Raw genomic sequence first — 26,019 nt, 5'->3', positions numbered from 1 at the left:
CGGATCACCAATGACCTCTACTCCCCTGCACCCCCTGCGCGCCGAGGAGATCTCCGCCTGGGATTTCGAGGCCGACGTCGTCATCGCCGGTAACGGGATCGCCGGTGTGTGCGCGTCCATCGAGGCCGCGCGCGCCGGCGCCGATGTCCTGGTCCTCGAACGCACCGGCGGCTGGGGCGGAGCGGCCTCGCTGTCGGGCGGCATCCTGTACCTCGGCGGCGGCACCCCGTTGCAGAAGGCGCTGGGGTTCGAGGACACCCCCGAGAACATGAAGGCCTTCATGGCGGCGGCACTCGGCCCCGGTACCGACGACGCAAAGCTCACCGAATACTGCGAGGGCAGCGTCGACCACTACAACTGGCTGGTCGAGAACGGCGTCGTGTTCAAGGAGAGCTTCTGGGGTGAACCGGGCTGGGAGATCCCCGGCGACGACGGGCTGATGTACTCCGGTGGCGAGAACGCGGCGCCGTTCAACGAGATCGCGACGCCGGCGCCGCGCGGACACGTGCCGCAGATGAGCAACAAGCGCACCGGCGAGCAGGGCGGCGGCTACATGATCATGAAGCCGCTCACCGAGACCGCCGAAAAGCTCGGTGTCAAAGCCGAATACGACGTGCGCGTGCAGCGCCTCATCGTCGACGACACCGGGCGCGTCGTCGGTATCTCGGCCAAGCGGTACGGCAAGGACCTGCACGTGCGGGCGCGTCGCGGCGTCGTCCTGGCGACGGGCAGTTTCGCCTACAACAAGGAGATGGTCGAGGCGTACGCGCCGAAGCTGATCGGCCGGCCCGGCGCCGCGGTCGAGGAGCACGACGGCCGCGGTATCCGCATGGCACAGGCCCTCGGTGCCGACGTCGCGCACATGGACGCCACCGAGGTCGCGTTCTTCGGCGACCCGCAGCTCCTGGCGCGCGGCATCCTCGTCAACGCCCGCGGGCAGCGGTACGTCCCGGAGGACACCTACCCGGGCCGGATCGGGCAGCTCACCCTCTTCGAGAACGGTAATCAGTCCTTCCTCGTCATCGACGAGGCGGCCTACGAAGAAGGTTGCGCCACACAGAGTTCCACGGCGTACTTCCGGTACCCGCCGAAGTGGGTGGCCGAGACGGTCGAGGAACTCGAAGCGGAGATGGGTCTGCCCGCCGGAACCCTGCAGGCCACCGTCGAGGTGTACAACCGGCATGCCGCGAACGGGGAGGATCCGGTCCTCGGCAAGAAGAGCGAGTGGGTCAAGCCCATCGGCACCCCGGTCGCCGCGCTGGACCTGCGCAACTTCACGGCCGGATTCACGCTCGGGGGCCTGCGCACCACCGTCGACTCGGAGGTACTGCACGTCTCCGGTGAGCCGATCCCCGGTCTGTTCGCGGCCGGTCGCTGCACGTCCGGTGTGTGTGCCGGCGGGTATGCGAGCGGAACCTCCTTGGGCGACGGCAGCTTCTTCGGCCGCCGCGCCGGCATCTCCGCCGCCAAGGGCTGACGCACCCGCACCTGCGGACAACGGGTGCCTCTCTGCCGCTCGACGACACTCGGGCGACAGCGAGGCACCCGTCACCGGTCAGAAGACAGTGCCGAGGTCGCGGCGGACGATGTCGTCGGCGCCGAACTCGGCGAGCGCGGCGATCGTCATGGACGGATTGCAGGCGCCGGTCGAGCCGGGAATCTTCGCTCCGTCCACGACATAGAGACCGCGCTGGCCGTGCACGCGGCCGGCGTCGTCGCACACCGCATCGAACGTGGCGCCGCCGAGCGGGTGGAACGTGTTGACGTCCAACGCGTTCACGTCGAGCAGGATCGCGGCAGGGCCGGCGACCTGCCGGATCCGCGCCTCGATCGCGCGGGTCAGTTCACGGTCGTAGGCCTGGTCCCAGGTGAGCACCGCGTCGTCGCGCGAGGCGTCGTAGTGCCAGCGGCCGAGGCCCTTCACCGTGCCGAAGCCGATCACCGAGGTGGTGCCCAGATCGACCGGGAACGGCACCGGGCCGGTTACGATCGTCAACGCGCCCGCCGGGTTGTCGAAGTCCCGGAACCCGACGCAGGCCGGACCTCCCTGGAACGCACCGGGACCGAGCAGCGGCGTGGTCACCGAGAAGACACGATCACCGTTGTTGCCCCACCCCGTGCCGACACCGTCCGGCAGGTCCGGTACCAGACCCTTCGCCCTCGCCTTGACGAGAAGCCGTGTCGTGCCGGGTGATCCGGCGCCGAGGAACATTGCGTCCGCGACGATCCGCTTGCGCTCGACGACGGTGCCGTCGGTCGCGAGACGGTCGGTGTGCGCGACCCACCGTCCGTCCGCGCCGCGTTCGATGTCGTTGACGCGGTGCAGGGTTTCGACGTGGACGTTCCCGGTGGCCTCGGCTTCGGCGAGCCACGTGACGTCGACGGAGTACTTGCCGCCGTTGTTGACTCCGTAGATGAGATCGCCGTTGGTGTACGAGGGCGACAGTTCCCCGGTCAGCTCGCGGCGCGCGAAATCCCAGTCGATGGGCATCGGCACCCGGAACACGTCGAGGCCCTCGGCGACGGCGCGTTCGAGGAATTGACGCGAGGACCGGTACCTCTCGTGGTGCAGCAGGTCGTCGGGAATTGTGGCCAGGTGCAGCGTCCTGGCCACCCGCGGGAAGTACTCCCGGTCGAGCAGGTCGTAGTCGATCCGCGCGGACACCGACCGCGCGAACTGTTCGCCGTCGGGCTGCAACGTCATGCCGTGATAGAGCAGCGAACTGCCGCCGACCCCGGCACCGCACAGGATGTCGATGCCGTTGCCCTTCACCCGTTCCATCAGTCCGGTGTAGGGCGCCGACGGGATCGGCGGGGCACCGGTCATCACCGGCAGCGGCGACAGCCACGACGCCCGATGGTCCGGTGCGAACATGTGCGGGAAGGTCTGCGCGTTCGGACCGGTGGGCCAGCGCAGGCCGCGTTCGAGCACGAGCGTCTGCACACCGGCGCGACCCAGGTGCGCGGCGGTGATCGCGCCCCCGAAGCCGCTGCCGATCACGACGGCGCGGTGACGTTCCTCGGTGACCCGGGCCCGCGCCCGCGGTATGCGGGTGACGGTCAGGGTGAGTGCGGCGGCCGCGGCACCGCCGAGCAGGGTCCGGCGGGACAGCGCAGTATCCACGTAGGGGCTCCTCGCGAGATGGACCGGCCCGCGACGACGCGGGCCACCACGGGCCGGTGCGTCAGATGGTGTGGTGTGGCTCGGTTTTCGACGCGTACTCGTGCGCCCAGCGATAGTCGGGCTTGCCGCTGGGTGTGCGTTCGACGGTGTCGGACAACCAGATCGAACGGGGAATCTTGTAGCCCGCGAGCGTGCTGCGGGTGTGCCGTTCGACGTCGCCGACATCGAACGCGGCGGCGTCACGGGGACGGACGACAGCGGCGACCCGCTGCCCCCACCGCTCGTCCGGCACGCCGATGACGATCGCGTCGTACACGCCCGGATGCGCCTTGAGTGCCGCCTCGACCTCCTCGGCGAACACCTTCTCGCCCCCGGTGTTGACGACCATGTTGCCGCGGCCGAGCAGGGTGATCGTGCCGTCTCCCTCGGCGCGGGCACGGTCGCCGGTGACGACGACCCGCTCGCCGTCGATCACCTTGAAGACCTCGGCGGACTGCACCGGATCGTTGTAGTACCCGGACGGCACATGTCCCTTCTTCGCGAGCCGGCCCTCACCGCGGGTGACCGGACGACCGTCGTCGTCGACGACGAACGAGCCCCGGCCCGCGCCGATCCGCGGGCCGCCGTTCTGCACGAGCCCCTTGGACGCGATTCCGATACCACTGAATCCGGTCTCCGAGGACCCGACCGAGTCGGAGATGAGCACCCCCGGAATCGCGTCGAACATCGCGTCCTTCACCGACTGCGAGAACAGTGCGGCACCGGAGGCCACGACGCCCAGCCCGGTCGGGTCGTAACCACCGGCCGTGAGCGCGTCGACGAGCGGCCGGCCCATCGCGTCACCGGTGATGACCATGACCTGGGGCCGGTGCCGCTGCACGATCTCCCAGGAGCGGTGCGCGTCGAAATGGTGGTCGAGCAGCACCGTGTTGCCCGAGAACAGCGAGTTGCACATCGTCATGAGGGCGGAGGTGTGGATGAGCGGCGGCAGCAACAGCCACCGGCCCGGTTCCGCCGCGGAGGCGGCGAGCCGGGACTGGTGGAATTCGTCCGGGACGGGCTCGCCGCTGTAGAAGTCGGATCCGCCGGCCAGGGCACGCCAGATGTCCTCCTGCCGCCACACCACGCCCTTGGGACGGCCGGTGGTGCCTCCGGTGTAGACGATGTACCGGTCGTCGCCGGAACGCGGCCCGAAGCCGCGTTCGGGTGAGCTCGACGCGAGCGCGGCCTCGTACGAGGAAGTCTCCGCGTGCCCGTCGTCGACGAGAAGGCTGTGCCGCAGCTTCGGCACCGACGGCAGCACGTCCTCGACGACCTGCGCGTAGGACCGGTGGAACACGAGGGCATCGAGATCGGCGTTGCCGTACAGGTACGCCAGTTCGTCGGACGTGTAGCGGTAGTTGACGGTGATGGGCACCGCCCGGATCTTGAATGCCGCGAAGACTGTTTCGACGGCCTCGATCGAGTTGTGCAGGTGGATGCCGATGTGGCTGTCCTCGCCGAACCCGGCGCCGATGAAGTGATGGGCGAGGCGGTTGGCACGGGCGTCGAGCGCCCGGAACGTGACCTGACGGTTGCCGACGATGAGCGCCACACGATCCGGCACCGCGTCGACGGCGTGTTCGAACAGGTCCGCGAAATTGTGGGCCACGCAGAGATCCTTTCGGGTCGCGCGCTCAGACCACAGTGAGCGGCAAGGGAATTCCTCGATCTGCAAAGACGAAGTTCGACCCCGTGCTGAACCGGGTGATCGCGACCTCACCGCATTCCTTCGCGGGCGTCGGCTCCACGATCACCTCGACGACGAGCGCATCGGCGTCCTCGGCGACGACCCGCACGCTGAAATGCGGATCAACCCCGCGCACAAGGGCATTCAGCGCTTCGAGGTGCTCGCCGTCGACGAGCGTCGGCCAGGCACCGTCGGTGTGCGCTCCCCCGCTGCGGCGGATGCTCAGTTCGAGCCGCAGCCCGTCGAACCGGATGTCGCGGTCGACGTACTGCCACGGCGCGAACACCGGGTGCACCGACAGCACCGTCGCCAGTCCCTCGAGGTCGGCGGGAAGGCCGAGCGCGTTCCCGATGCGTTCGGAGGTCAGCCCGGCGATGCCGGTGAGCTGCTTGCGCGCGATCGTCAGGGCCGAGGTTTCGTCGGTCCGTTTGCGCACCCCGAGCAGGAATCCGAGCGTGAGCATGTGGTGCTGCAGGCACACCTCCTCGGCGATGCGCACGAGTGCGGAGTGGGAGAAGTCGCCGAAGCGCACGTCCGACAGCAGCGGCCCCGCGTAGTCGGCATTGCCGTCGTCGTCGGGGTCGATGGGACTCAGTTCCACCGCGACCGCGGCGGTCCGGCCGAGTGCCTCGGTGTGTGGTTCCACCGGCGGTGGCTCGTGCGACGGGTCGATGACGACGGTCCACGCGCAGTGCGGGTGCCGGTCCGCGGGCCGCCGCGGAGGCCGGTGGATGGGCCGGACCTGCGCGTGCGGGTTGGTGGCCAGGGCCGTGGCGTCGAAGGTGGGGTCCTCGATGTCGTGGCACATCGCGGTGACGTACTCGTCGCCGAGCGGCTCCACGTCCATCAGCGCACCGCAATGGTCGAGCCAGAACTCGCCGTGGTTGCGATCGTCCACGCGGTACCGGAAGTCCATGAACTGCGGCGGTGCCCCGATGTCGAATTGCATTCCCTTGAAGATCGTTTCGACGTCGTCGTTCTCGAAACGCAACGCCCGCTGCATGCGCTTGGTGTACCAGGGGCTCGACGCCTGCCACTCCTCGATCGCCACCTCGGCCATGCCGTCGCGGCCGAACGCCGAAATCAGGTGCGCCATCCCGGATCTGTCGATGAGCTGCCCGCACAGCAGCAGCTCCGGGACGAGCACCGCCAGATCGCGGCGGGACAGCGCCGCGAACGACGATTCGGTCACCCGGTCCCCCGTGCTCACCACAGCGGTACCGGGGACTTCCCCACCGGATACCAGCCCGGCAGCTTCTCACCGGACATCGACCGCTCGATGCGCCTGTTCATGCCGTCGGACAGCGCTCCGGCCGTGATCATCTCGAGGAACAGGTGCGAGACGTTCCCGAAGTCGAAGAAGTCCCGCTGCCAGGACCACTGGAAGTTGCCGCCGTAGCGGAACCAGCTGCCGCCGATGCCCTGCACGGTGTAGTGCGAGCCGTCCTCGCGGGTGGCGTCGGAGATCTGCTTCCAGAAGCCGATCACGTCGCCGGTGCGTTCGTCGACGACGAACTGCTGGTAGGGGTACTCCCAGCCTTCGAGGCCGTCCATCTCCTGGCCGAGGGCCAGCTCACGGATCTCCTCACGACCGACGGCCATGAACTCTTCCTTCGGGCCGTAGTTCCAGCCGTAGGTGGCGTCCTCGGTGTACATGTCGGCCAACGGTTTCCAGTCTCCGTCGGCCTCGGCTCGCTTGTTGGCATCGATCCAGCGCTGGATCATCTCGTCCAGCTCGGCACGATCGAACGGGGCCATGGTGTCTCCTGTTGTCGGTCTTCTGTTGTCAGTCGTCTGCTGTCGTCGCCTGTTGTCGGTCTTCGAGGATGCTCAGGGCTCGGGTGGGGCAGTACTTGACGGCTGCTTCGACGTCGGCGCGCAGCGATTCCGGGACGGTGTCCATGAGGATCTCCACCGTTCCGTGCTTCGCGACCGCGAACACGTCGGGGGCCTCCATCGAACACATGGCGTGTCCCTGGCAGAGATCGAGATCCGCTTCGACCTTCACGGTGTCCTCACTTCCGGGCGCGACGGCGGTACCGCACCGCGCACGGCTGCGCGAGTTGCACCACCATCTTGGAATGATCGTTGTGGTACGAGTCGGCGGGCTGGGACATCTCGAATTCGAAGTCGCGCAGCAGGATCGAGAAGATCGCCTTGAGCTGCATCAGCGCGAACGCGGCGCCCACGCACCGGTGGCGGCCGGCGCCGAACGGAATCCACGTCCAGCGGTTGACGATGTCCTCCTGATTCGGGTCGATGTAGCGGCCCGGATCGAAGGTGTCGGGGTTCGGGAAGTCCTCGGGGATCCGGTTGGAGATCGCCGGGGTCGCGCCGACGAGGTCGCCGTCGGAGATGCGGTACCCGCCGACCTCGTAGTCGCCGCGGGCGACGCGCAGCAGCAGAATCAGCGGCGGGTGCAGCCGCAACGTTTCCTTGAGCACCGCCTCCAGGACCGGGATCTGGCGCAGCGCATGGAAACTCACATCTGCACCGTCGGCGTAGAGGGTGTCGAGTTCGTCGGTGACCTTCTCCAGGTACTCGGGGTTGCGCAGCAGTTCGATGAGCGCCCACGCCGCGGTGCCGGACGTGGTGTGGTGCCCGGCGAACATCATCGAGATGAAGATGCCGGTGACTTCGTCCGCACTGAACCGCTCGGTGCCGTCCTCGTTCTTGATCGAGACGAGCACGTCGAGCAGGTCGCGATCCTCCTTGCCCTGCGGCGGATTCGCGATGCGGCGGTTCATGATCTCCTGGACGAGCGCGACCAGGCCTTTGCGGGCTTCGTCGCGGCGCCGGAAGCTCTCGATCGGCGCGTACGGGTCGACGAAGGCCAGGGCGTCCGTACCTTTTTCGAGGTCGTGGTAGAGGTGCGCGAAGCGGTCGTCGAGTTCGTCGCGGAACTTCTTGCCGATCAGGCAGGCCGACGAGGTGTAGATGGTCAGCTCGGCGAAGAACTCGAGCAGGTCGATCTCGCCCTCGTCGCCCCAGCCGGCGATCATGTCCTGGACCTCACGGTCGATGGTGGCGGCGTGACCCTTCATCTGCTCGCCCCGCAGCGCCGTGTTGTGCAGCATCTCCTTGCGCCGTTCCGGGCTGGCGTCGAAGACGACACCCTCACCGAAGACGGGCTTCATGAACGGGTAGGCGGCCTGCTGGTCGAGGTCCTCGTCGGCGGCGCGGAAGAAGAACTCGTTGGCCTCGGCTCCCGAGAGGAGCACAACCTTCTTGTCGGCGAGCTGGAAGACGCCGACGTCCCCGCACTCCTCGCGGACTCGCTTCATCAGCGCGATGGGGTCGGTGCGCAGTTCCTCGAGGTGGCCGTGCTCGTGTTCGCCGCCGGAGACGCGGAGCGGAGCCGTTGCAGTACCCGTCATGACTGGGCCTTCCGTTCGTTCTTCCGCAGAGGAGCTTCGGGCTGGACCTCGACGAGTACGATGTGCGCGCCGCGGGGCGCGGAGACGACCGACGCCACTGCAGAGGCGATGTCGGAGGCCCGCAGGAGGTAGGGGTGCCGCGCCAGGCCCCAGTGGATCCAGTCCTCGAGCAGCGGCCCGACGACCTCTTCCGGCTGGTCCATCCCGGCCGCGGTCTGGGTCGGACCGGGACGCACCGTCGAGGCGCGCACACCGGTGCCTTCGAGTTCCATCCGCATCTGGCGCACGAGGGCCTCGAGGCCGGTCTTGGCGCCGATGTACGCGCCGGCGCGGGGTCGAGCGTCGACGGCGCAGTCGGAGCCGATGACCACGAAGTCGCCGCGGGCGCGCTCGATCATCCCCGGCACGACCCGGTGGGCGAGACGCTGGGTGCCGCCGAGATGGACATCGACCTGGAATTCGAAACGGTCCGGGTCCATTTCGTGCACGAGCGCGAAGTCCATGTCACCGGCGCCGGAGACCACGATCTCGGTGGGGCCGTGCGCGGCCTCCGCGGCGGTGACGAAGGCGTCGACGGATTCGGTGGAGGACACGTCGAGGAAGTGCGCGATCGCTTCTCCGCCTTCGGCACGGATCTTCTCGGCGATGGCCTCGCACTCGTCGACGCGGCGGGCGCCGAGCGCGACCGGATGCCCGAGTTCGGCGAGGGCGTAGGCGGTGGCGGTGCCGATTCCGGAGGAGGCGCCACTGACGATCGCGGGGCGGCGCGCCGGGTGGGGTTCGAATCTAGGCATGGAGGCGGGTCACTTTCAGGGGCAGTGCGGCGAAGCCCCGGACGTTGGTGGAGTGGACTCGTTCACAGCGGTCGAAATCGACGTCGTAGTCGGCGACGTGGCGGGCGAACTGTTCGAGCGCGATGTTCGCTTCCAGCCGGGCCAGGTGAGCGCCGAGGCAGAAGTGTACTCCCCCACCGAAACTCGCGAGCTTGTTGGTGCTGTCGCGGCCGATGCGGTATTCGTCGGCGTCCTCGAAGACCTCGGAGTCGCGGTTCGCGGATCCGATGAGCAGCAGCACCTTGTCGCCCTCGCGGATGGTGCCGCCGTGCACGTCGATGTCAGCGGCGGCGGTGCGCGCGACGATCTGGCTCGAGGTGTCGTAACGCAGCGTTTCCTCGGTCCATTCGGGGGCGCGTTCCGGGTCGCGCAGTACCCGCGCCGCCTCGTCCTTGTTGACCGCACCCCAGTACAGGGCGTTGCCGAGCAGTTTGGTGGTGGTTTCGTTGCCGGCAACGACCATCAGGAACATGAACCCGATGATCTCGTCGTCGGTGAGCCGGTCGCCGTCGATCTCCGCGTCGAGCAGCGCCGAGGTGAGGTCCTCGGTGCGGCGGGTACGACGTTCGGTGAGCATGTCGGCGTAGTAGCCGACGAGGTGGAGCGAGGCCTCCATCGCGGCCACGGGGACATCGAGCACGCCCTCCTCGCGGTGCACGACGAGGTCGGCCAGGCGGCGGATCTCGGCGCGGTCCTGCCGGGGAACGCCCAGGAGTTCGGAGATCACGTCCATCGGCAGCTTGCCGGCGAACTCGGCGATCCAGTCGAATTCGCCTGTCTCCACGGCAGGTTCGAGATATCCCAGGGTGAGCTCGAGGATGCGCTCCTGCATGTCGGCGACGCGGCGGGGCGTGAAGCCCTTGGAGACGAGCTGACGCATCCGCATGTGCCGCGGATCGTCCATCGCCAGGAAGGACATCACCTTGTGCGCGTGCGGCCCGTAGGCGGACGGATCGAGCGAAACACCGTTGGCGCTCGACAGTCTCGTGTTGTCCCGGAATCCGGCGACGACGTCCGCGTGGCGCGACAGGGCCCAGAAGCCGAGGTCGTCGTTGCGGTAGAGCGGCGCCTCCTCACGCAGCCGACGGTAGATCGGGTACGGGTCTTCGTGGAAGTCGTAGTCGTAGGGGTCGAACAGCAACGGCCCGAACAGTGACGTGTCGAGCGAGGCCTGAGTCATTGCTACTCCAATAGAAGTCTGGCGGAGGTTTCCAACCGATCGGCGAGCTTCGCGTAGGTGCCGTAACCCATTCCGGCGCGGACGAGCGCACCCGCGTACAGCAGTTCGAGGGCTTCTAGGACATTCGGGTCGCCGTCCGGCCCCAGGGCGGCCGACAGCCGCTCCCGGATGTCGAGGCCGATGCGGCCGCGGAGGTGTTCGACGTCGGGGTCGCGGCCGAGCAGTGCGCTGGTCACGGCCCCGGCGAGCTCGGGTTCGTCGTCCATGAGCATTGCGATGTTGCGCAGCACGGCGCACACCCGGTCGGCGGTGCTGCCGACGATGTCGGCGGGGTCGGGTGTGGCGGCGAGGCGGCGCCAGAACACCTCGGCGACGAGGTGTTCCTTGGACGAGAAGTAGGTGTAGGCGGTGGCGGGTGCAACCCCGGCCGTCGAGGCGACGGTGCGCACGGTCAGACCTGCGAATCCCTCCTCCCGGAGCACCTCGACCGCGGCGCGGGTGAGGCGGTCCACGGTGTCTGCCTGCTTCTCGGTGAGGCGCCGGCGGGTGGATTCGAGATTCACATTTCTGGACACGTGTCTGGACATTACTACGGCAACCTCGCCGCGGCAATGCCCGATCAGGGCCGGATGCACGAAATCAGTCCTGCCGCGGGTGGATACGCACCGGCATCGCCTTGACACCGTTGACGAAGTTCGAGCGCAGTCGCCGCGCCGGCCCGGCCGACTCGACGCGGTCGAGGCGCCGCGCGAGCGTCTCGAACATCACCTTCAGTTCGAGCCTGGCCAGGTGTGCTCCGAGGCAGAAGTGCACCCCGGTACCGCCGAACGCGACGTGCGGATTGTGCTCGCGTCCGATGTCGAAGCGGTGCGGTTCCTCGAAGACGTCGCCGTCCCGGTTCGCGGCCGGGTAGTACAGGACGACCTTGTCCCCGCGATCCACGGACTGCTCCCCGATCGTCGCCGGGCAGGTGGGGGTGCGACGGAAGCCGATCACCGGGCTCACCCAGCGCAGGATCTCCTCGACCGCGCTCGGGACGAGTCCGGGATCGTGCTGCAGTCGCCGCCACTGGTCGGGATGGTCCATGAACGCCTGCATGCCGCCGGTGATCGCGTTGCGCGTGGTCTCGTTTCCCGCAATGACGAGCAGCACGAAGAACATGCAGAACTCCATCTCGGTGAGCGTGTCTCCGTGCTCGTCCGGCCGGACCAGCGCGGACACGATGTCGTCCTGCGGCTCGGCCCGGCGCCGGGCGGCGATCTCGTTGGCGTACAGGAAGATCTCGGCGGCGGCGAGTTCGCCGTCCGCCTGGGTGCTGCCGTACTCGGGATCGTCCCAGCCGATCATCCGGTTGGACCAGTCGTACAGCTTGCCCACATCCTCGGCGGGTGCGCCGAGCAGCGCCGCGATCACCTCGAGCGGCAGCGGGGCGGAGACGAGCGGCACGAAGTCCACGACCGCGCCGTCGCGGCCGGCCTCGATCAGCTCGTCGACGGTGCGTTCGCAGATGTCGCGAATGCGCCCTTCGAGCTGCTTGACGACCCGCGGGGTGAATCCGCGGCTCACGAGCTGGCGGAGCCGGGTGTGCTCGGGCGCATCGAGATTGATGAGCATAGCGGCCTGTTTGAGCCGGGTCTCCTCGTCGAACTCGTCGATCTGCGTGGTACCGAGCGCGGAGGAGAAGGTGGCGCTGTCGCGGGAGACCGCCGTGACGTCGGCGTGCCGGGTCAGCGCCCAGTAGCCGGGACCGTCGTCCTCCGGCTGCCAGTACACCGGACATCGCCGCCGGATGTCGTCGAACGCGTCGTGCGGCATTTCCTTCTCGTAGACGTCCGGGTTCTTGAGATCTGTGCGTGACGCCGTCATGGGGGTTACCTCGGGTGTCGTGGAAGCAAGAAACGAATGGCTCTCGTTTACAAACTACTCACATTCGTTTGGAATGGAAGACCCCTAAGATCGCTTTATGGCACGTGACAACGAACGCCCCGTCCGGCGCCGTACGCTCACCCGCGACAAGGTGATCGACGCCGCGCTCGCCGTCGTGGACGAACACGGATGGCAGCAGTTGACGATGAGCACCCTGGCGAACCGCGTGGGTGTAGTGGGCGCGTCGCTGTACAACCATGTGCGCGGCCTCGACGACGTCCGGTCCGAGGTTCAGATCCGGACGATGATCGCCCTCGGCGACCGGCTGCGCGAAGAAGCCATGGGCCGCAGCGGAATCGACGGCCTGCGGCACCTCATCGCGACCTATCGGTCGTGGGCGGTCGCGAATCACCGCCGCTACGAGGCCCTCACCGCCGCCCCGATCGACCGCGACGCACTGATCACCTCGGCGCTCGACGCGAACAGCGCTCTGCGGGCGATGCTCGTCTCGTGCGGTGTCCCCGAGGAGGATTCGCTCGACACCGCGGTCGCCCTGTTCGCCGCGGTACACGGTTTCGCGATGATCGAGGGCACCGGCTTCCTCGGCGACGAGATGGATCTCGACCGCATCTTCGACAAGGTGGTGGACAGCGCGCTCGCGTCGATCACCGCGTCACCGTCCCGCGACTGACCCCGGCTACCCTCCGACGAATCCCGCGATCTCCTCGATCGTCCACGGCGGCTCGGCCCTGTGGTCTCGCCACGCCAGCAGGCTCGGCTGCGGCCGCGGGAAGCGCCCGACGAAACACCCCGAGCCGGCGAAGATCTCGCCGGTGACCCCCGCCGACCGCTCGTCGACGAGATACGCGTAGAGCCGGGCGACGTACTCGGGCGGCGCCGGGTCGAGCGAGCCCTGATAACTCACGTCGTCGAGCAGGCCCCGGCGGTGGAGCTGCTCGATCTGCCGTTCGTACTCGTCGCCCGTCGACAGCCGCGTTCGCGCCCCCGGGCACACCGCATTGGCCCGGACCCCGTGTTCACGCAACTCCGCGGCGATCGCCAGGGTGACACTGTTGACCGCACCCTTGCCCGCCGGGTAGCCGGTACCGCCGTAGTCACCGAGGAAGGCGAACGAACTCGTGTTGACGACGGCGCCGCCGCCGCGCGCCACGAGGTGCGGCGCGACGGTGCGGCAGGTCCGGAACGTGCCGGTCAGGTGGGCGTCGAGCAGTTCGTGCCACTGCTCGTCGGTCACCGACAGGATCGACGACCCGACGGGCTCGGCGATACCGGCACAGTTGATCAGGGCATCGACGTCGCCGAACTCGTCGAGCGCGGCGGCCAGCAACGCCTCGGCCACGCCCGGCGCCGCGGCCGATCCGGCGACCCCGACAGCGCGCCCACCTGCGGCTTCGATCTCCGCGACCGTGTCGTGCACCGCGTCTTCGGCGCGCCCGTTGACCACCACGGCGGTGCCCGCGGCCGCCAGTTCGAGTGCCACCGCCCGGCCGATCCCCCGGCTCGCTCCGGTCACGATCGCCGCCCGATCCGCCATCCCGCCCCCTCCCGTCCGGCGCGATATTGCACCGCGCATCTGTCCGAACTATAGTCCAGACAAGTGTCCAGATTATGAGGACCGTCACACGCTCCACGTCGACCGACGTCTGCCACCGAACCGCCAGAACGGGAGCACCACACATGGCCCTGCGCCCCAGGAACAGCCCGACCGACAGCACTCCCCTGCTGATCGACGGCAAACTCGTCCCCGGCTCCGGGGGCACCTTCGAGACCCGCGATCCCGCGACCGAGGAAACGCTCGGCCACGCCGCCGACGGCACCGCCGCCGACATGGACGCGGCCATCGCCGCCGCCCGGCAGGCCTTCGACACCACCGACTGGTCCCGCGACCACGCCTTCCGCGCCCGCTGCCTGCGCCAGTTGCGCGACGCACTACGCGGGCACATCGAGGAACTGCGCGAGATCACCATCGCCGAGGTCGGCGCGCCCCGATTCCTCACCTCCGCAGCACATCTCGAAGGCCCGGTCGACGACCTGCTGTGGTTCGCCGACCTCGCCGAAAAGTACGAGTGGAAGCAGGATCTCGGCAACGCGAGCCCCATGGGCATCCCGACGCACCGCTACCTGCTCAAGGAAGCCGTCGGTGTCGTCGGCGCGATCACCCCGTGGAACTTCCCGCACCAGATCAACTTCGCCAAGATCGGTCCCGCGCTCGCCGCCGGCAACACCGTCGTCCTCAAGCCCGCACCCGACACCCCGTGGTGCGCAGCGCTGGTCGGCAGGATCATCGCCGAGGAGACCGACATCCCGCCGGGCGTGGTGAACATCGTGACGTCGAGCGACCATTCCGTCGGCGCCCGGCTCGCCGCCGACCCGCGCGTCGACCTCGTCTCCTTCACCGGCTCGACCGCGACCGGCAAGGCCGTGATGCGCGCGGCCGCCGAGACGCTCAAGAAGGTCTTCCTCGAACTCGGCGGCAAGTCCGCCTTCGTGGTCCTCGACGACGCCGACCTGAAGGGCGCCTGCTCGATCGCCGCGTTCACCGTGTGCACGCACGCCGGGCAGGGCTGCGCGATCACCACCCGTCTCGTCGTCCCCCGCGAACGCTACGACGAGGCCGTCGAACTCACCGCGAAAGCGCTGCGCGGCATTCGCCCGGGCAATCCGAACGAACCCGGAACTGTGTGCGGGCCACTGATTTCCGCTCGGCAGCGTGACCGCGTCGAGGGCTATCTGAAACTGGCGGTCGAGGAGGGCGGCACGATCGTCGTCGGCGGTGGCCGTCCCGCCGAGCACGACAAGGGCTTCTTCGTCGAACCCACCCTGATCGCGGGCCTGGAGAACAACGCCCGCGTCGCCCAGGAGGAGATCTTCGGTCCCGTCCTGGTGATCCTGCCGCACGACGGCGACGACGACGCGGTGCGCATTGCCAACGACTCCCCCTACGGCCTGTCCGGCTCGGTATGGGGCACCGACCCCGACCGCGTCGCCCGTGTCGTCGCCGGGATCCGCACCGGCACCCTCGGTGTCAACGGCGGCATCTGGTACGCCGCCGACGCGCCCTTCGGCGGCTACAAGCAATCCGGAATCGGCCGTGAAATGGGTGTGGCCGGCTTCGAGGAATACCTGGAGACCAAGCTCGTCGCGGAACCCGCGGCGTCCTAGAAAGGTTCACGACATGGGACGTTTCACCGATCGAACCGCCATCGTCACCGGTGGCGCGCAGGGAATCGGCGAGGCCTACGCCCGGGCGCTCGCCACCGAGGGCGCGAACGTGGTGGTCGCCGACCTCAACGCCGAGGCCGGTGAACAGGTTGCCAAACAGATCGTCGCGGACGGCGGCAGCGCCGTCTTCCTGCCCGTCGACGTCGCCGACCCGGACTCGGCCACCGAACTCGCCGCCAGGACCGTCGAGACCTACGGCGGGATCGACCATCTGGTCAACAACGCCGCGATCTACGGCGGCATGAAACTGGACCTGCTGCTCACGGTGCCGTGGGACTACTACAAGAAGTTCATGAGCGTGAACCTCGACGGCGCACTCAACGTCACGCGCGCCGTGTGGCCGCACATGAGGAAGAAGGGCGGCTCGATCGTCAACCAGTCGTCGACCGCCGCGTGGCTCTACTCGGGGTTCTACGGCCTGGCCAAGGTCGGCGTCAACGGTCTGACCCAGCAGCTCGCGGTCGAACTCGGCGGCAACAACATTCGGATCAACGCGATCGCCCCCGGACCGATCGACACCGAGGCCACCCGCACCGTCACGCCCGGCAACATGGTGGCGGACATGGTCGGCAGGCTCCCGCTCAAGCGGATGGGCACGCCCGAGGACCTGGTGGGCATGTGCCTGTTCCTGCTGTCCGACGAGGCCGGCTGGGTGACGGGGCAGATCTTCAACGTCGACGGCGGGCAGGTGATCCGGTCGTGACCGCGCCTTCCGACGTGTCCGTCGGCTACATCGGCCTGGGCAACATGGGTGCGCCGATGGCCAAGCGGCTCCTCGACTGGCCCGGTGGACTGACGGTGCTCGATATGCGCCCCGAGGCCGTCGAACCGTTCACCGCGGCCGGCGCGACCGCCGCCGGAAGTGCTGCGGAACTGGCCGCCACGTGCGACGTCGTCTCCGTGACGGTGCTCGACGACGCGCAGGTGCGCGAGGTCGTCGCCGGACCCGACGGCCTGCTGTCGACCGCGCGGCCCGGCACCGTCGTCGCCGTGCACTCGACGATCTCCGACACCACCGCCGTCGACCTCGCCGCGGTCTGCGCCGAGCGGGGCGTCCATCTGGTCGATGCTCCGGTCTCCGGTGGGGCGGTCGGTGCCGCGAAGGGCACACTGGCCGTGATGGTCGGCGCGGACGAAGAGGCGTTCGCGAAGGTCCGCGAGCCGTTCGGCGCCTGGGCCGGTCTCGTCGTCCACGCCGGTCCGGTCGGAGCGGGAACGCGAATGAAGCTGGCGCGCAACCTGTTGCACTTCATCTCGTTCAACGCGGCCGCGGAAGCCCAGCGGCTGGCCGAGGCCGCCGGGCTCGACATCACCGCACTCGGCAAGGTGGTGCGGCACACCGACACGATCACCGGCGGAGCCGGAGCGATCATGTTGCGCGACACCACCGCTGCGCTGGCACCGGACGATCCGTGGTTCCCGATCCTCGCGCACGCGCGGTCGCTCGGCGAGAAGGACCTGACGCTGGCGCTGGAGCTGGGCGAGCGGCTCGGCGTCGACCTGCCGCTCGGCACCCGGGCACTCGCCGATCTCGGCACCGGGCTCGGTGTCGGCCCCGGCGAACTGGCACAACAACGTTCGACGAAGGAGAACGCGTGACCGACGAACGACGACAGCGGGGCCTCGACATGATGTCGAAGGTCTACGGCTGGGAGATGCAGGACGGGCCCGGCGACCACTTCGCCTACACCGCCGATCACCTGTTCGGGGAGATCTGGACCCGCCCCGGATTGAGCATCCGGGACCGTCGGCTGCTGCTACTGGGTGCGCTGACCGCGCAAGGCCTGACCGACATTGCCGAGATCCAGATCAACGCGGCGCTGCAGAACGAGGAACTCGACGAAGAGCAGTTGCGGGAGATCGCACTGTTCCTGTGCCACTACGTCGGCTGGCCGCTCGGCACCAAGCTCGACACGACCGTCGGCAAGGTGCTGCATCAGCGCAGGGCCGCCGCGCGCTCGTGATCGCCACGCCCACCGATTCCTGGACCCGGAACCGGTGGGCGTTTCACGCGGAATCGATGGGCGTTTCACGCGGAATCGATGGGCGTTTCACGCCGCGGGACCGCGACGACGCCGCTAGGCTCGCCGACATGACGGGCATTCCGGTGAATGTGGACAACTTCGTTCGTGCGGAAACGGATCGAATGTTCTCCGACCTCCAGCGGGACTGCGGCGGAGTCAACGTGCTGCGCCACAATCGCGAAGCGGCGTCGGTCGAACACCAGACGGTGATCCGGCTGAACCGCGACACCCTTTACAGCTTCGCGGTCGTCGACGTCTCGGCCGGTGCGGTCGTCACCGTTCCCGACTGCGGCCGCCGGTACGCCTCGGTGATGGTCGTCGACCAGGACCACTACGTGAACCGGATCCTGCACGATCCCGGCGAACACCGTCTCGATTCCGGCGATTTCCCCACGTCGTATGTCACCGTCGCGGTCCGGATCCTGGCCGATCCGGCCGACGCGGACGATGTGTGTGCGGCGACCGAACTCCAGGACCGGTTCCGCATCGATGCGGGCTCGGTGGTCCCGTTCACGTCTCCCGGGTACGACACCGCAAGCCTCGATGCGACCCGCGATGCGCTGCTCGATCTGGCGCGCGGACTCACGGCGTTCGATCGGACGTTCGGCCGCAAGGACCAGGTCGACCCCGTGCGCCACCTCATCGGTACCGCCGCCGGATGGGGTGGGCTCCCGACCGAGGAGGCCACCTACATCGGTGTCGACCCGGGACTGCCGGTCGGCGAGTACGAACTGACGGTGCGCGATGTACCCGTCGACGGATTCTGGTCCCTGTCGGTGTACAACGCGAAGGGATACTTCGAACCCAACGACCGCGGCGTCTACAGCGTCAACAACATCACCGCCGTCCCGAACGACGACGGCTCGGTCACCGTCCGGTTCGGGGGCACCGACGGTGCTCCCAACAGCATTCCGATCACCGAGGGCTGGAACTACCTCGTGCGGCTCTACCGGCCGCGGCCGGAAATCCTCGACGGGAGTTGGAGGTTCCCCTCCCTCACTCCCTAGTCGCGGGGGCGAGCCGGGCGGTACCGGATTCCGCTTCCGATGATCTCGGGACGGTGGTTCCGCGGCGCCGCTCCCGTCGGTAGTGTGAGCCACCGAACAGCAATCCAGCGAACGGAGACTGTGCCGATGACCCGCACCACGCTGCCCCGCGAGATGGTCGAACTTGCCGAGGCGACACCGGGTTTCATGCCGGAGGACGAGGGCACGGCGCTGCACGACGCGGCGGTGCGGTATCTCGGCGATGGGGTGGGTGTCGAGATCGGCACCTACTGCGGGCGCTCGACGGTGTACCTCGGTGCGGCCGCGAAGGCGACCGGCGGAACGATCGTCACCGTCGACCACCACCACGGGTCGGAAGAACACCAGCCCGGCTGGGAGTACCACGACGAGACACTCGTCGACCCCCACACCGGCCTGCTCGACACGGCCGGACGACTCCGACACACCCTCGCCGATGCCGACCTCGAAACGCACGTGGTCGCGGTGATCGGCGCCTCCGCGCAGGTCGCCGGGTTCTGGCGCACCCCGGCGTCGTTCGTGTTCGTCGACGGCGGTCACAGCAGCGCGGCCGCGCAGGCCGACTACGAGGGCTGGGCGCGGTGGGTGCGCGTCGGCGGCGCCCTGATCATCCACGACGTGTTCCCCGACCCCGCCGACGGCGGTCGTCCCCCGTACGAGATCTACTGCCGCGCACTCGACAGCGGCGAGTTCACCGAGGTGTCGGTGACGGGGTCGCTGCGAGTTCTCGAACGCACGGGCGGCACGGTCGGGGTCCTGCCGGGCGCGTGACCGTCCGCCGTCGAGAAAGTCAGCCGCGCGGGGCATACACCGCGCGGCGGACTTTTCCGTCGGCCGGTGTCGGACTCGGCTGCTGTCAGACGCGGACGCCGCAGCCTTCGCTGCAGCGGTCGGCACCCACCAGTTCCGCAGGCGCCGCCGCGTCACGGAACAGTCCGCTGCCACCGGTGGTGCGGGAGAGCGCGTCGGCGGCGAGAACCACCGCGGCGCTCGTCCACGAACTCTTCTCCACCGGCCAGCGTTTGCCGTCACTGAAAACCAGTCCGGTCCAGTACGATCCGTCCGGATCGCGCAGGTGCTGCATCGCCGCGAACAGTTCCTTTGCGCGCGTGTTGCTTCCGAGCGCGTCGAGGGCCAGGACCAGCTCACACGTCTCGGCGCCCGTCACCCACGGTTTGTGATCGACGCACCGGATGCCCAGCCCGTCCACCACGAAGTCGTTCCAGCGTTCCCGGATGCGTTCGTGCGCAACGGTTCCACGGACGGCTCCCCCGAGGACCGGGTAGTACCAGTCCATGGAGTATTCCGGTTTGGGGGTGAACACCTCCGGGTGCCGCCGCAGCGCGTGCCCGAGCCGGTACAGCGCGAACTCCCACTCCGGCTGCGGATCACCCACGACCTCCGCAAGACGCAACGCGCACCGGAAACCGTGATGGATGCTCGAACACCCGGTGAGGAGGGCTTCCTCCGCGATACCGGATTCGTTTCGAGCCCAGAAGATCTCACCGCCGGGCGCCTGCATGGACAGCACATGTTCGAGTGCGGCCTTCACCGTCGGCCACATGCGCTCGACGAACCGCACGTCGCCGGTGACGAGATGGTGATGCCACACCCCGACTGCGATGTACGCCGCGAAATTACTGTCGGAGTCGGCGTTTTCGATCGTGTCGCCGCGGAACTGCATCGGCCACGACCCGTCCGCGCGCTGGGTGCGCCGCGACCATTCGAACGCAGCCTCGGCCTCCTCGCGCAGCCCGGTCACGGTCAGCGCCATCGCGGATTCGATGTGGTCCCACGGATCGGTATGCCCGCCCGGGAACCACGGGATCGCTCCCGAGGACTGCTGCATGTCGGCGATGGCGTGCCCGGTGCGGAGGCACTCCTGGGCGGAGAGCACGCCCGGCACCGACGGAACCGCTGGTGCGCCCCTGTCAGCGCGCCGCAACGGGGACTACCGGCTTCTCGACGTAGAAGACCACGCTCTTTCCCATGATCGGATCGAGGACCGATTCGAGGGTGCGGGTCAGCCACGGTTTGTGCATCAGATCCCACACGAGCAGCTTGTGATACGCCTTCGTCAGCACGTGATCGTCGTTGTCGACGCCGACCGCGCACTTGAGCCACCAGTACGGCGCGTGCAGGGCGTGCGCGTGGTCGCGACCGCGGATCTTCAGGCCGGCCGCGGTGAGCTTGGCGGCGAGTTCGTCGGCCTTGTAGATGCGAATGTGTCCACCCTCGACCTCGTGATAGGCATCGGACAGTGCCCAGCAGATCTTCTCGGGGAACCAGCGCGGCACCGTGATCGCCGCGACCCCGCCCGGCTTGAGCACGCGGGTGAACTCCTCGATCGCGCGCACGTCCTGCGGCACGTGCTCGAGCACCTCGGAGATGAGCACCACATCGAACGTCTCGTCGTCGTAAGGCAGTTCGAGCGCGTCACCCACTTCGGCGCGCGCGCGTGCCCCGGCGGGGACCTCGCCCTCGAGCTCCATCGCCGCGAACATCTCGGCGACCGCTTTCATGTCGTCCGCGCTCCGGTCGAACGCGACGACGTCCGCCCCGCGCCGGTACAGCTCGAAGGAGTGCCGGCCGGCGCCCGCGCCGATATCGATGGCGCGGTGGCCGGGCGCAACTCCGAGACGGTCGAAATCGACGGTCAGCATCAGTGGTTCGCCTTTCGTGTCTGCGCTGCGATCGCGTCGTCGTAGACGCATGCGGTCTGTGCGGCCACTGCCGACCAGCTGTACCGGTCGAGGACCCGTTGCCGGGCCGCCGCACCGAGCCGGTCCCGTTCGGCCGGGTCGTCGAAGAGCGCCGCGAGCGCTGCCGCGAGTTTCTCGCCGTCGCCGGGGGGAACGAGCACACCGGCATCGCCGACGACCTCGGGGATCGCGCCTGCGCGGCTCGCGACGAGCGGTGTCCCGCATGCCATGGCCTCCACCGCGGGCAGTGAGAAACCTTCGTAGAGCGACGGGACCGCGGCGATCTCCGCGGAACCGAGGAGCGCGGCGAGCTCGGCGTCGCCGATGCCCGACACGGTGCGCACGATGTCCCCGATGCCGAGTTCGTCGATGAGCCGGGCGGTCACACCGCCTTCGGCGAGCTTCGAGACGAGCACCAGTTCGACGGTCCGCTCGGTCCGCAGCTTGGCGACGGCGCCGAGCAGCGTCGACACGCCCTTGAGCGGTGCGTCGGCGCTCGCCACGCACACGATGCGTCCCGGCACCCGGGCGCCGGCGGGAGGGGCGAACAGTTCGGTGTCGACGCCGAGCGGGATCGTGTGCAGACTTTCCCGGTCGACGTCGAACGCCGTGCGGATGTCGTCCGCCGAGGACTCGGACACGGTGAGCAGCGTTCCGATCCGGCGGGCGACCCGTGCCTGCATGCGCAGGAAGCCGTACCAGCGGCGCAGGGTCAGTTTGCGGCGCCACGTGGTGGCCTGCGCGAGATCGAGTTCGCGGTCGCGGGTGATGGGATGGTGGATCGTCGCGACGAGGGGAAGTCCGGCGTCGGCGATGCGGAGCAACCCGTACCCGAGGCACTGGTTGTCGTGCACGACGTCGAATTCGCCGGCCCGTGCGCGAAGGAGCTTCGCCGCCCGCAGGCTGAACGTGAGCGGCTCGGGGAAGCCCGCGGTCCACATCGTCGCGACCTCCAGGACGTCGACGAGGTCGCGGAACTCCCGGGGTTTCGGGGTGCGGAAGGGGTCGTCGTCGCGGTAGAGGTCGAGGCTGGGGACCTTCGTGAGGGTGACGCCGGGATCGAGCTCCGGGTAGGGCTGGCCCGAGAACACTTCGACGTCGTGCCCGAGGGCGGCGAGTTCTCGGCTCAGGTGCCGGACGTAGACGCCCTGGCCGCCGCAGTGCGGCTTACTCCGGTACGACAGGAGAGCAATTCGCACGGTCACCTCGTTCCTCGTCGCCGGCGGCGTCCGACCAAGATCGCACCACTCTAGAACATGTTCTTGTTCGAGGTCACGACACTGGGACCGCCCGGATACTTTCGGAAGATCAGTAACGGTATACGACGAAGGCCCGGTATCTCATCGATACCGGGCCTTCGCCTGAAGCGACCCTGACGGGACTCGAACCCGCGACCTCCGCCGTGACAGGGCGGCGCGCTAACCAACTGCGCCACAGGGCCATGAAAGAACCCTGACGGATTCTCACAGCAGGACCCACCGCGAACGGTGGGTCCGAAGTATGAAGTTATATGGTGGCCAGGGCCGGGATCGAACCGGCGACCTTCCGCTTTTCAGGCGGACGCTCGTACCAACTGAGCTACCTGGCCGGGACGGCACCCGAACCGAATGCCGATCGCATATTCTCTGCGACCCTGACGGGACTCGAACCCGCGACCTCCGCCGTGACAGGGCGGCGCGCTAACCAACTGCGCCACAGGGCCAGAACATTCTTCACTTGTACTGCACCCTCCGGTGTACACCGAAGAGTACCCCCTACGGGATTCGAACCCGCGCTACCGCCTTGAAAGGGCGGCGTCCTAGGCCGCTAGACGAAGGGGGCCCAGACCGGATTGCTCCGACCCGCACCCTCAACGGCGTTCGTGTTCCGTTGGGAGCTTGGATAGCTTAGGACACCGCTTTCCCGATTCACAAATCAGCAGGTCACAGGCTCTATTGCGGGGGATTCGCCGCGGCCGGCCAACCCTCCCGGCGCCACCGGTCGAGCCATTCCTGCGACGCCATCGCCTCGAGCGGGACCTCCAGGCACATCTCGAACCGCGCGCGTACGTCGACATCGGAAGACGTCAGGTCGGTCATGTACCGCTGTCCCGCCAGCGCCGCACTGATCACCTCGACGAAGCGCCGGATGTCGGCGCCCGGCCGGAACAGCCCCTCGCGCTGCGCCTCCTCCGCGAGGCGATACCCGGCCGTTCCCCACACGGAGCCGCCCCGCAACCGCGCCTCGGATTCGAACTCCGGCTCGATCACGAGCTTGAACTCGGCGCGGATGATGACGTCCCGCTGCAGGGCGTCCGCGAGTTCGGTGACCATTCCGTGCAATCGTTCGAACGGATCGAGCCCGGGAGCCTGCACCCACCGGTCGACGAGCGTTCGGTATCGCGCGAGCCCTTCCTCGAGCACGGCACGGGCGAGCGCTTCCTTCGAGTCGAAGTGGAAGTACATCGCGCCCTTGGTGGCGTTCGAATGCTCGAGAATCGTGTTGATCGACGCCGCCGCGTAGCCGCGCTTGGAGAACTCCGCCGCAGCGGATTCCACGATCGCTGCCCGCGTGCGCCTCGCGCGTTCCTGTTGAGGTGCCATGGGGTGAAGCCTCCGAACCTGACCGCCCCCTCAATAGTCTGCCCCCGCGGACAACTGTAGACGTCCTCCGGATATCGCCGCCGCACCCGCGCGTAGCAGCGCAAACGGTCCCCCACGGTGGCGCTGGAAGAACACACCGGGTGGTACGATCTTCTACGGCTCGGGTGCGACGCAGGGGGTGAGCATCCGAGCCACCGAGAGAGTTTCGGTTCCCGGATACCCCCGCGCGGCACTCTGTGGTTACACTGTGCGCCCACGCCCCTATAGCTCAGTTGGTAGAGCTACGGACTTTTAATCCGCAGGTCGTAGGTTCGAGCCCTACTGGGGGCACCGAGACGTGGCGGGCTGATCCGATCAGTCCGCCGCGTCGGACTTTCTCCGCTGCTCCAGCTCCCGCACTTCCCGCTCGGCTGCCGCTTCCTTCTCGGCGCGCTGCAGTTCCAGTTCGCCGCGTGCGCGGCGCAGTTCCTCACCGCGCTTGCGGTGACGCATGCTCACGACGGCGGCGATCACGAACACCAGGGACCCGAGGATCGCACCGATGAGAGACGCACCCCGGAAGCCGGGACCGTCCACATCGAGAATGCGCTCACCCGCGTGGGCTGCGTTGCCGCCACCGAGCACGATGCTCAGGGTCATCAGATTCGGCACGGCGACCAGGAGCGCGACGATCGCGAGCACGATCTGCAGCCCGCGGTGATACCGCCAGTCGCGCACGCGCCACACCCACGACAACAACGCCAGCGGCACGAACGTGCACAGGAAGCCGAACATCAGGCCCCACAACGTTCCCCGCACCATCCCACCGTCGGCGAGGCCCGCGATCCGCTGGGCCCACCAGCGGGGCACGAACGCCGCGAGGACGAAGTAGAGGACGACCAAGGCCACCAGCCCCAGCAACACCCACGCGGTCCTCTTCACCCACTTCGGCGCGCCGGTCCGGGCGACCCCGGATTCGAGCGTCTCGTCCGACATGTCGCACCTTCCCTCTGTCCGTTTCGTGCGTATTCCACCCTACGGATCGCGGCACGGCCCCGCCTTTCATCCGGGAATCGGCGCCGAATTTGGATACCGTGTGGTCGCTCACGGAAACGATCCGACGATCGATGGGAGTGGCATGCGGAGTTTCGTCGACCTTGGTCTGTTCCTGTCCGCAATCGCAGTGGGGATCGGGACGTTCCTTCCCGTCGTCGGAGGCGTGCGGGCAACCGAGATTCCACTCGCCTCGCTGCGGGACGGTTTCGAGGGAGGCGAACTGAGCGCGCTCGCCGGCCCCGATCTGCCGTTGCACCTGTCCCTCGCATTGCCGTTGGCCGCAGCCGCGATCCTGCTGCTGGTCGCGGCACTGTTCGACTCGGTCGCGGCCGCGTGGGCCGGCGCGATCCTCGGCACCGCGGTCGTCGTCGTGCTGGCGGTGCGGGTGCAGCAGTCGTTCGGCGAGTACATCCGGGACAACCACAGCACCGTGCTCACGAACCAGAACGGATTCGTCCTGCTCCTGAGCGGAACCGTGGTCGCACTGCTGTGCGGCCTGCTCTCCGTGCGCAGGCCCACAGCGCAGTCCGGCGTGTGATCGAGAACGGACATTCGGCACACGAACGACGCGCGCCGAATTTGCACGGTTGACGGGGAACGACTGGTTAGGCTTCGCCACAACGGGCAAATCGCATCCTGGAGCGCCCCTTACCCAGACAGGTTCTCATGGCAACTCTCGACGACCTTCTCTCCCAGATTCCTGTCGCTCAGATCGCGGAGCGGCTCGGCGTGGACCAGCAGACCGCGGAGACGGCCGTGCGCGCCGCACTGCCGACCCTCGTCGGTGGTCTCGACGCCAACGCGAAGGATCCGGCCGGTGCCGCCTCGCTGCTCTCCGCCCTGGACAACCACTCCGGTGACCTCGTCGAGGGCGGCGTGAACGTGGCCGACGTGGACACCGAGGACGGCAGCAAGATCGTCGCCAACGTGTTCGGTGAAAACAAGGACCAGGTCATCAGCACCCTCGGCGGCGTCAACGGCACCGGCGGCAACGAACTGGTCGCCAAGCTCCTGCCGATCCTCGCGCCGATCGTGCTGTCGTTCATCGCCAAGCAGCTCACCGGCGGCGGACAGGGCGCGACCACGGCGACGGCATCGGCTCCGAGCCAGGGCGGCCTCGGCGATCTGCTGGGCGGTCTCCTCGGCAGCGCGGCGGGCGGTTCCGGCGGTGCAGGCGCACTCGGCGACGTTCTCGGCAGTGTGCTGGGCGGCAACGCCGGTGGCGGACTCGGTGGCCTGCTGGGCGGTCTGCTCGGCGGCGGCAAGCGCTGACAACACCTCCACTCGGGGCGGCGACAT

26 protein-coding genes and 5 tRNA genes are annotated in these 26,019 nt (G+C 68.3%); 11 read left to right on the top strand and 20 right to left on the bottom strand.

Annotated elements, in window-relative coordinates:
• Window positions 1-10 precede the first annotated feature (10 nt).
• Window positions 11-1,477 carry an FAD-dependent oxidoreductase gene (locus tag ACWDTS_RS15730; RefSeq protein WP_450118558.1) on the top strand — a complete coding sequence of 489 codons (1,467 nt, stop codon included), beginning with the start codon at window positions 11-13 and terminating at the stop codon, window positions 1,475-1,477.
• A 78-nt stretch (window positions 1,478-1,555) separates the two neighbouring features.
• Here the strand turns inward: ACWDTS_RS15730 and ACWDTS_RS15725 are convergent, their stop codons facing one another.
• The 10 genes from ACWDTS_RS15725 to ACWDTS_RS15680 all read right to left on the bottom strand — a co-directional run bounded on the left by ACWDTS_RS15725 (window position 1,556) and on the right by ACWDTS_RS15680 (window position 12,109).
• Window positions 1,556-3,124, bottom strand: coding sequence for a GMC oxidoreductase (locus tag ACWDTS_RS15725; protein ID WP_450118557.1), 1,569 nt, complete (start codon window positions 3,122-3,124; stop codon window positions 1,556-1,558).
• Between the two features lie 61 nt (window positions 3,125-3,185).
• Entirely contained in the window at window positions 3,186-4,775 is a 1,590-nt protein-coding gene (locus tag ACWDTS_RS15720) for an acyl-CoA synthetase (RefSeq protein ID WP_450118556.1), read from the bottom strand.
• A 25-nt stretch (window positions 4,776-4,800) separates the two neighbouring features.
• On the bottom strand, window positions 4,801-6,045 hold the full coding sequence (locus ACWDTS_RS15715) for a hypothetical protein (protein ID WP_450118555.1): 1,245 nt from the start codon (window positions 6,043-6,045) through the stop codon (window positions 4,801-4,803).
• A gap of 14 nt (window positions 6,046-6,059) precedes the next feature.
• On the bottom strand, window positions 6,060-6,611 hold the full coding sequence (locus tag ACWDTS_RS15710; RefSeq protein ID WP_197254554.1) for a Cif family virulence factor: 552 nt from the start codon (window positions 6,609-6,611) through the stop codon (window positions 6,060-6,062).
• 28 nt (window positions 6,612-6,639) lie between these two features.
• A complete protein-coding gene (locus ACWDTS_RS15705; protein WP_450110410.1) occupies window positions 6,640-6,861 on the bottom strand; it encodes a ferredoxin in 222 nt (73 codons plus the stop codon).
• 7 nt (window positions 6,862-6,868) lie between these two features.
• Window positions 6,869-8,230: a cytochrome P450 gene (locus tag ACWDTS_RS15700; RefSeq protein WP_450118554.1), complete on the bottom strand. Its 1,362-nt coding sequence runs from the start codon at window positions 8,228-8,230 to the stop codon at window positions 6,869-6,871.
• Entirely contained in the window at window positions 8,227-9,024 is a 798-nt protein-coding gene (locus ACWDTS_RS15695; protein ID WP_450110408.1) for an SDR family oxidoreductase, read from the bottom strand. Before ACWDTS_RS15695 ends, ACWDTS_RS15700 begins: the two co-directional genes overlap by 4 nt.
• Window positions 9,017-10,243, bottom strand: coding sequence for a cytochrome P450 (locus tag ACWDTS_RS15690; protein ID WP_450118553.1), 1,227 nt, complete (start codon window positions 10,241-10,243; stop codon window positions 9,017-9,019). Before ACWDTS_RS15690 ends, ACWDTS_RS15695 begins: the two co-directional genes overlap by 8 nt.
• Before the next feature lie 2 nt (window positions 10,244-10,245).
• On the bottom strand, window positions 10,246-10,806 hold the full coding sequence (locus ACWDTS_RS15685; protein ID WP_450110431.1) for a TetR/AcrR family transcriptional regulator: 561 nt from the start codon (window positions 10,804-10,806) through the stop codon (window positions 10,246-10,248).
• 76 nt (window positions 10,807-10,882) lie between these two features.
• Window positions 10,883-12,109 (bottom strand): cytochrome P450, encoded by a 1,227-nt coding sequence (locus tag ACWDTS_RS15680; RefSeq protein ID WP_450118552.1) that lies wholly within the window; start codon window positions 12,107-12,109, stop codon window positions 10,883-10,885.
• 97 nt (window positions 12,110-12,206) lie between these two features.
• Here ACWDTS_RS15680 and ACWDTS_RS15675 point away from each other — a divergent pair, with 97 nt between their 5' ends.
• Window positions 12,207-12,800, top strand: coding sequence for a TetR/AcrR family transcriptional regulator (locus ACWDTS_RS15675; protein WP_450118551.1), 594 nt, complete (start codon window positions 12,207-12,209; stop codon window positions 12,798-12,800).
• 6 nt (window positions 12,801-12,806) lie between these two features.
• On the opposite strand, the gene ACWDTS_RS15670 is transcribed toward ACWDTS_RS15675, so the two are convergent.
• Entirely contained in the window at window positions 12,807-13,664 is an 858-nt protein-coding gene (locus ACWDTS_RS15670; protein WP_450118550.1) for an SDR family NAD(P)-dependent oxidoreductase, read from the bottom strand.
• A gap of 143 nt (window positions 13,665-13,807) precedes the next feature.
• Here ACWDTS_RS15670 and ACWDTS_RS15665 point away from each other — a divergent pair, with 143 nt between their 5' ends.
• The 6 genes from ACWDTS_RS15665 (at window position 13,808) to ACWDTS_RS15640 (ending at window position 19,172) form a co-directional block, all read left to right on the top strand.
• Window positions 13,808-15,292 carry an aldehyde dehydrogenase gene (locus tag ACWDTS_RS15665; RefSeq protein ID WP_450118549.1) on the top strand — a complete coding sequence of 495 codons (1,485 nt, stop codon included), beginning with the start codon at window positions 13,808-13,810 and terminating at the stop codon, window positions 15,290-15,292.
• 13 nt (window positions 15,293-15,305) lie between these two features.
• Window positions 15,306-16,055 carry an SDR family oxidoreductase gene (locus ACWDTS_RS15660; RefSeq protein WP_450110402.1) on the top strand — a complete coding sequence of 250 codons (750 nt, stop codon included), beginning with the start codon at window positions 15,306-15,308 and terminating at the stop codon, window positions 16,053-16,055.
• Window positions 16,052-16,951: an NAD(P)-dependent oxidoreductase gene (locus ACWDTS_RS15655; protein ID WP_450110401.1), complete on the top strand. Its 900-nt coding sequence runs from the start codon at window positions 16,052-16,054 to the stop codon at window positions 16,949-16,951. The genes ACWDTS_RS15660 and ACWDTS_RS15655 overlap by 4 nt, the downstream gene beginning before the upstream one ends.
• Window positions 16,948-17,316 carry a carboxymuconolactone decarboxylase family protein gene (locus tag ACWDTS_RS15650; protein WP_450110400.1) on the top strand — a complete coding sequence of 123 codons (369 nt, stop codon included), beginning with the start codon at window positions 16,948-16,950 and terminating at the stop codon, window positions 17,314-17,316. Before ACWDTS_RS15655 ends, ACWDTS_RS15650 begins: the two co-directional genes overlap by 4 nt.
• Window positions 17,317-17,444: 128 nt before the next feature.
• The gene (locus tag ACWDTS_RS15645; protein WP_450118548.1) at window positions 17,445-18,383 is read left to right on the top strand and encodes a DUF1254 domain-containing protein; all 939 of its coding nucleotides are present in this window, start codon (window positions 17,445-17,447) and stop codon (window positions 18,381-18,383) included.
• 126 nt (window positions 18,384-18,509) lie between these two features.
• Window positions 18,510-19,172, top strand: a complete 663-nt coding sequence (locus ACWDTS_RS15640; protein WP_248673572.1) for a class I SAM-dependent methyltransferase — start codon at window positions 18,510-18,512, stop codon at window positions 19,170-19,172.
• Window positions 19,173-19,257: 85 nt separating this feature from the next.
• On the opposite strand, the gene ACWDTS_RS15635 is transcribed toward ACWDTS_RS15640, so the two are convergent.
• From ACWDTS_RS15635 to ACWDTS_RS15600, 8 genes are all read right to left on the bottom strand, one after another.
• On the bottom strand, window positions 19,258-20,307 hold the full coding sequence (locus ACWDTS_RS15635) for a prenyltransferase (RefSeq protein ID WP_450118547.1): 1,050 nt from the start codon (window positions 20,305-20,307) through the stop codon (window positions 19,258-19,260).
• Window positions 20,308-20,332: 25 nt separating this feature from the next.
• Entirely contained in the window at window positions 20,333-21,064 is a 732-nt protein-coding gene (locus ACWDTS_RS15630; RefSeq protein ID WP_197254586.1) for a class I SAM-dependent methyltransferase, read from the bottom strand.
• On the bottom strand, window positions 21,064-22,302 hold the full coding sequence (locus ACWDTS_RS15625; RefSeq protein ID WP_450110430.1) for a glycosyltransferase family 4 protein: 1,239 nt from the start codon (window positions 22,300-22,302) through the stop codon (window positions 21,064-21,066). Before ACWDTS_RS15625 ends, ACWDTS_RS15630 begins: the two co-directional genes overlap by 1 nt.
• 168 nt (window positions 22,303-22,470) lie before the next feature.
• Window positions 22,471-22,544: transfer RNA gene (locus ACWDTS_RS15620), tRNA-Asp, on the bottom strand.
• A gap of 70 nt (window positions 22,545-22,614) precedes the next feature.
• Window positions 22,615-22,691, bottom strand: a tRNA-Phe gene (locus ACWDTS_RS15615).
• Window positions 22,692-22,731: 40 nt separating this feature from the next.
• Window positions 22,732-22,805: transfer RNA gene (locus ACWDTS_RS15610), tRNA-Asp, on the bottom strand.
• Between the two features lie 46 nt (window positions 22,806-22,851).
• Window positions 22,852-22,924 (bottom strand) — tRNA-Glu (locus tag ACWDTS_RS15605).
• A 110-nt stretch (window positions 22,925-23,034) separates the two neighbouring features.
• Window positions 23,035-23,685 (bottom strand): TetR family transcriptional regulator, encoded by a 651-nt coding sequence (locus ACWDTS_RS15600; RefSeq protein WP_450110397.1) that lies wholly within the window; start codon window positions 23,683-23,685, stop codon window positions 23,035-23,037.
• 257 nt (window positions 23,686-23,942) lie between these two features.
• Between ACWDTS_RS15600 and ACWDTS_RS15595 the strand changes: the two genes are divergently transcribed.
• Window positions 23,943-24,015: transfer RNA gene (locus ACWDTS_RS15595), tRNA-Lys, on the top strand.
• A gap of 24 nt (window positions 24,016-24,039) precedes the next feature.
• Here the strand turns inward: ACWDTS_RS15595 and ACWDTS_RS15590 are convergent.
• On the bottom strand, window positions 24,040-24,660 hold the full coding sequence (locus ACWDTS_RS15590) for a hypothetical protein (protein ID WP_450118546.1): 621 nt from the start codon (window positions 24,658-24,660) through the stop codon (window positions 24,040-24,042).
• Window positions 24,661-24,802: 142 nt separating this feature from the next.
• Here ACWDTS_RS15590 and ACWDTS_RS15585 point away from each other — a divergent pair, with 142 nt between their 5' ends.
• Window positions 24,803-25,258 (top strand): hypothetical protein, encoded by a 456-nt coding sequence (locus ACWDTS_RS15585; protein ID WP_420749916.1) that lies wholly within the window; start codon window positions 24,803-24,805, stop codon window positions 25,256-25,258.
• Between the two features lie 128 nt (window positions 25,259-25,386).
• A complete protein-coding gene (locus ACWDTS_RS15580; RefSeq protein WP_450110395.1) occupies window positions 25,387-25,992 on the top strand; it encodes a DUF937 domain-containing protein in 606 nt (201 codons plus the stop codon).
• Window positions 25,993-26,019: the final 27 nt, after the last annotated feature.

Source organism: Rhodococcus sp. NPDC003383, assembly GCF_053589115.1.
The sequence above is the reverse complement of the archived record's forward strand: the minus strand, read 5'-3'. Positions and strand labels throughout refer to the sequence as shown.

Bases quoted from the DNA above. Each gene is read 5' to 3' on its own strand.
- ACWDTS_RS15730 (WP_450118558.1), top strand. From the start codon at position 11: ATGACCTCTACTCCCCTGCACCCCCTGCGCGCCGAGGAGATCTCCGCC.
- ACWDTS_RS15710 (WP_197254554.1), bottom strand. From the start codon at position 6,611: ATGGCCCCGTTCGATCGTGCCGAGCTGGACGAGATGATCCAGCGCTGG.
- ACWDTS_RS15700 (WP_450118554.1), bottom strand. From the start codon at position 8,230: ATGACGGGTACTGCAACGGCTCCGCTCCGCGTCTCCGGCGGCGAACAC.
- ACWDTS_RS15695 (WP_450110408.1), bottom strand. From the start codon at position 9,024: ATGCCTAGATTCGAACCCCACCCGGCGCGCCGCCCCGCGATCGTCAGT.
- ACWDTS_RS15690 (WP_450118553.1), bottom strand. From the start codon at position 10,243: ATGACTCAGGCCTCGCTCGACACGTCACTGTTCGGGCCGTTGCTGTTC.
- ACWDTS_RS15680 (WP_450118552.1), bottom strand. From the start codon at position 12,109: ATGACGGCGTCACGCACAGATCTCAAGAACCCGGACGTCTACGAGAAG.
- ACWDTS_RS15675 (WP_450118551.1), top strand. From the start codon at position 12,207: ATGGCACGTGACAACGAACGCCCCGTCCGGCGCCGTACGCTCACCCGC.
- ACWDTS_RS15670 (WP_450118550.1), bottom strand. From the start codon at position 13,664: ATGGCGGATCGGGCGGCGATCGTGACCGGAGCGAGCCGGGGGATCGGC.
- ACWDTS_RS15665 (WP_450118549.1), top strand. From the start codon at position 13,808: ATGGCCCTGCGCCCCAGGAACAGCCCGACCGACAGCACTCCCCTGCTG.
- ACWDTS_RS15660 (WP_450110402.1), top strand. From the start codon at position 15,306: ATGGGACGTTTCACCGATCGAACCGCCATCGTCACCGGTGGCGCGCAG.
- ACWDTS_RS15645 (WP_450118548.1), top strand. From the start codon at position 17,445: ATGACGGGCATTCCGGTGAATGTGGACAACTTCGTTCGTGCGGAAACG.
- ACWDTS_RS15640 (WP_248673572.1), top strand. From the start codon at position 18,510: ATGACCCGCACCACGCTGCCCCGCGAGATGGTCGAACTTGCCGAGGCG.
- ACWDTS_RS15630 (WP_197254586.1), bottom strand. From the start codon at position 21,064: ATGCTGACCGTCGATTTCGACCGTCTCGGAGTTGCGCCCGGCCACCGC.
- ACWDTS_RS15600 (WP_450110397.1), bottom strand. From the start codon at position 23,685: ATGGCACCTCAACAGGAACGCGCGAGGCGCACGCGGGCAGCGATCGTG.
- ACWDTS_RS15590 (WP_450118546.1), bottom strand. From the start codon at position 24,660: ATGTCGGACGAGACGCTCGAATCCGGGGTCGCCCGGACCGGCGCGCCG.
- ACWDTS_RS15585 (WP_420749916.1), top strand. From the start codon at position 24,803: ATGCGGAGTTTCGTCGACCTTGGTCTGTTCCTGTCCGCAATCGCAGTG.
- ACWDTS_RS15580 (WP_450110395.1), top strand. From the start codon at position 25,387: ATGGCAACTCTCGACGACCTTCTCTCCCAGATTCCTGTCGCTCAGATC.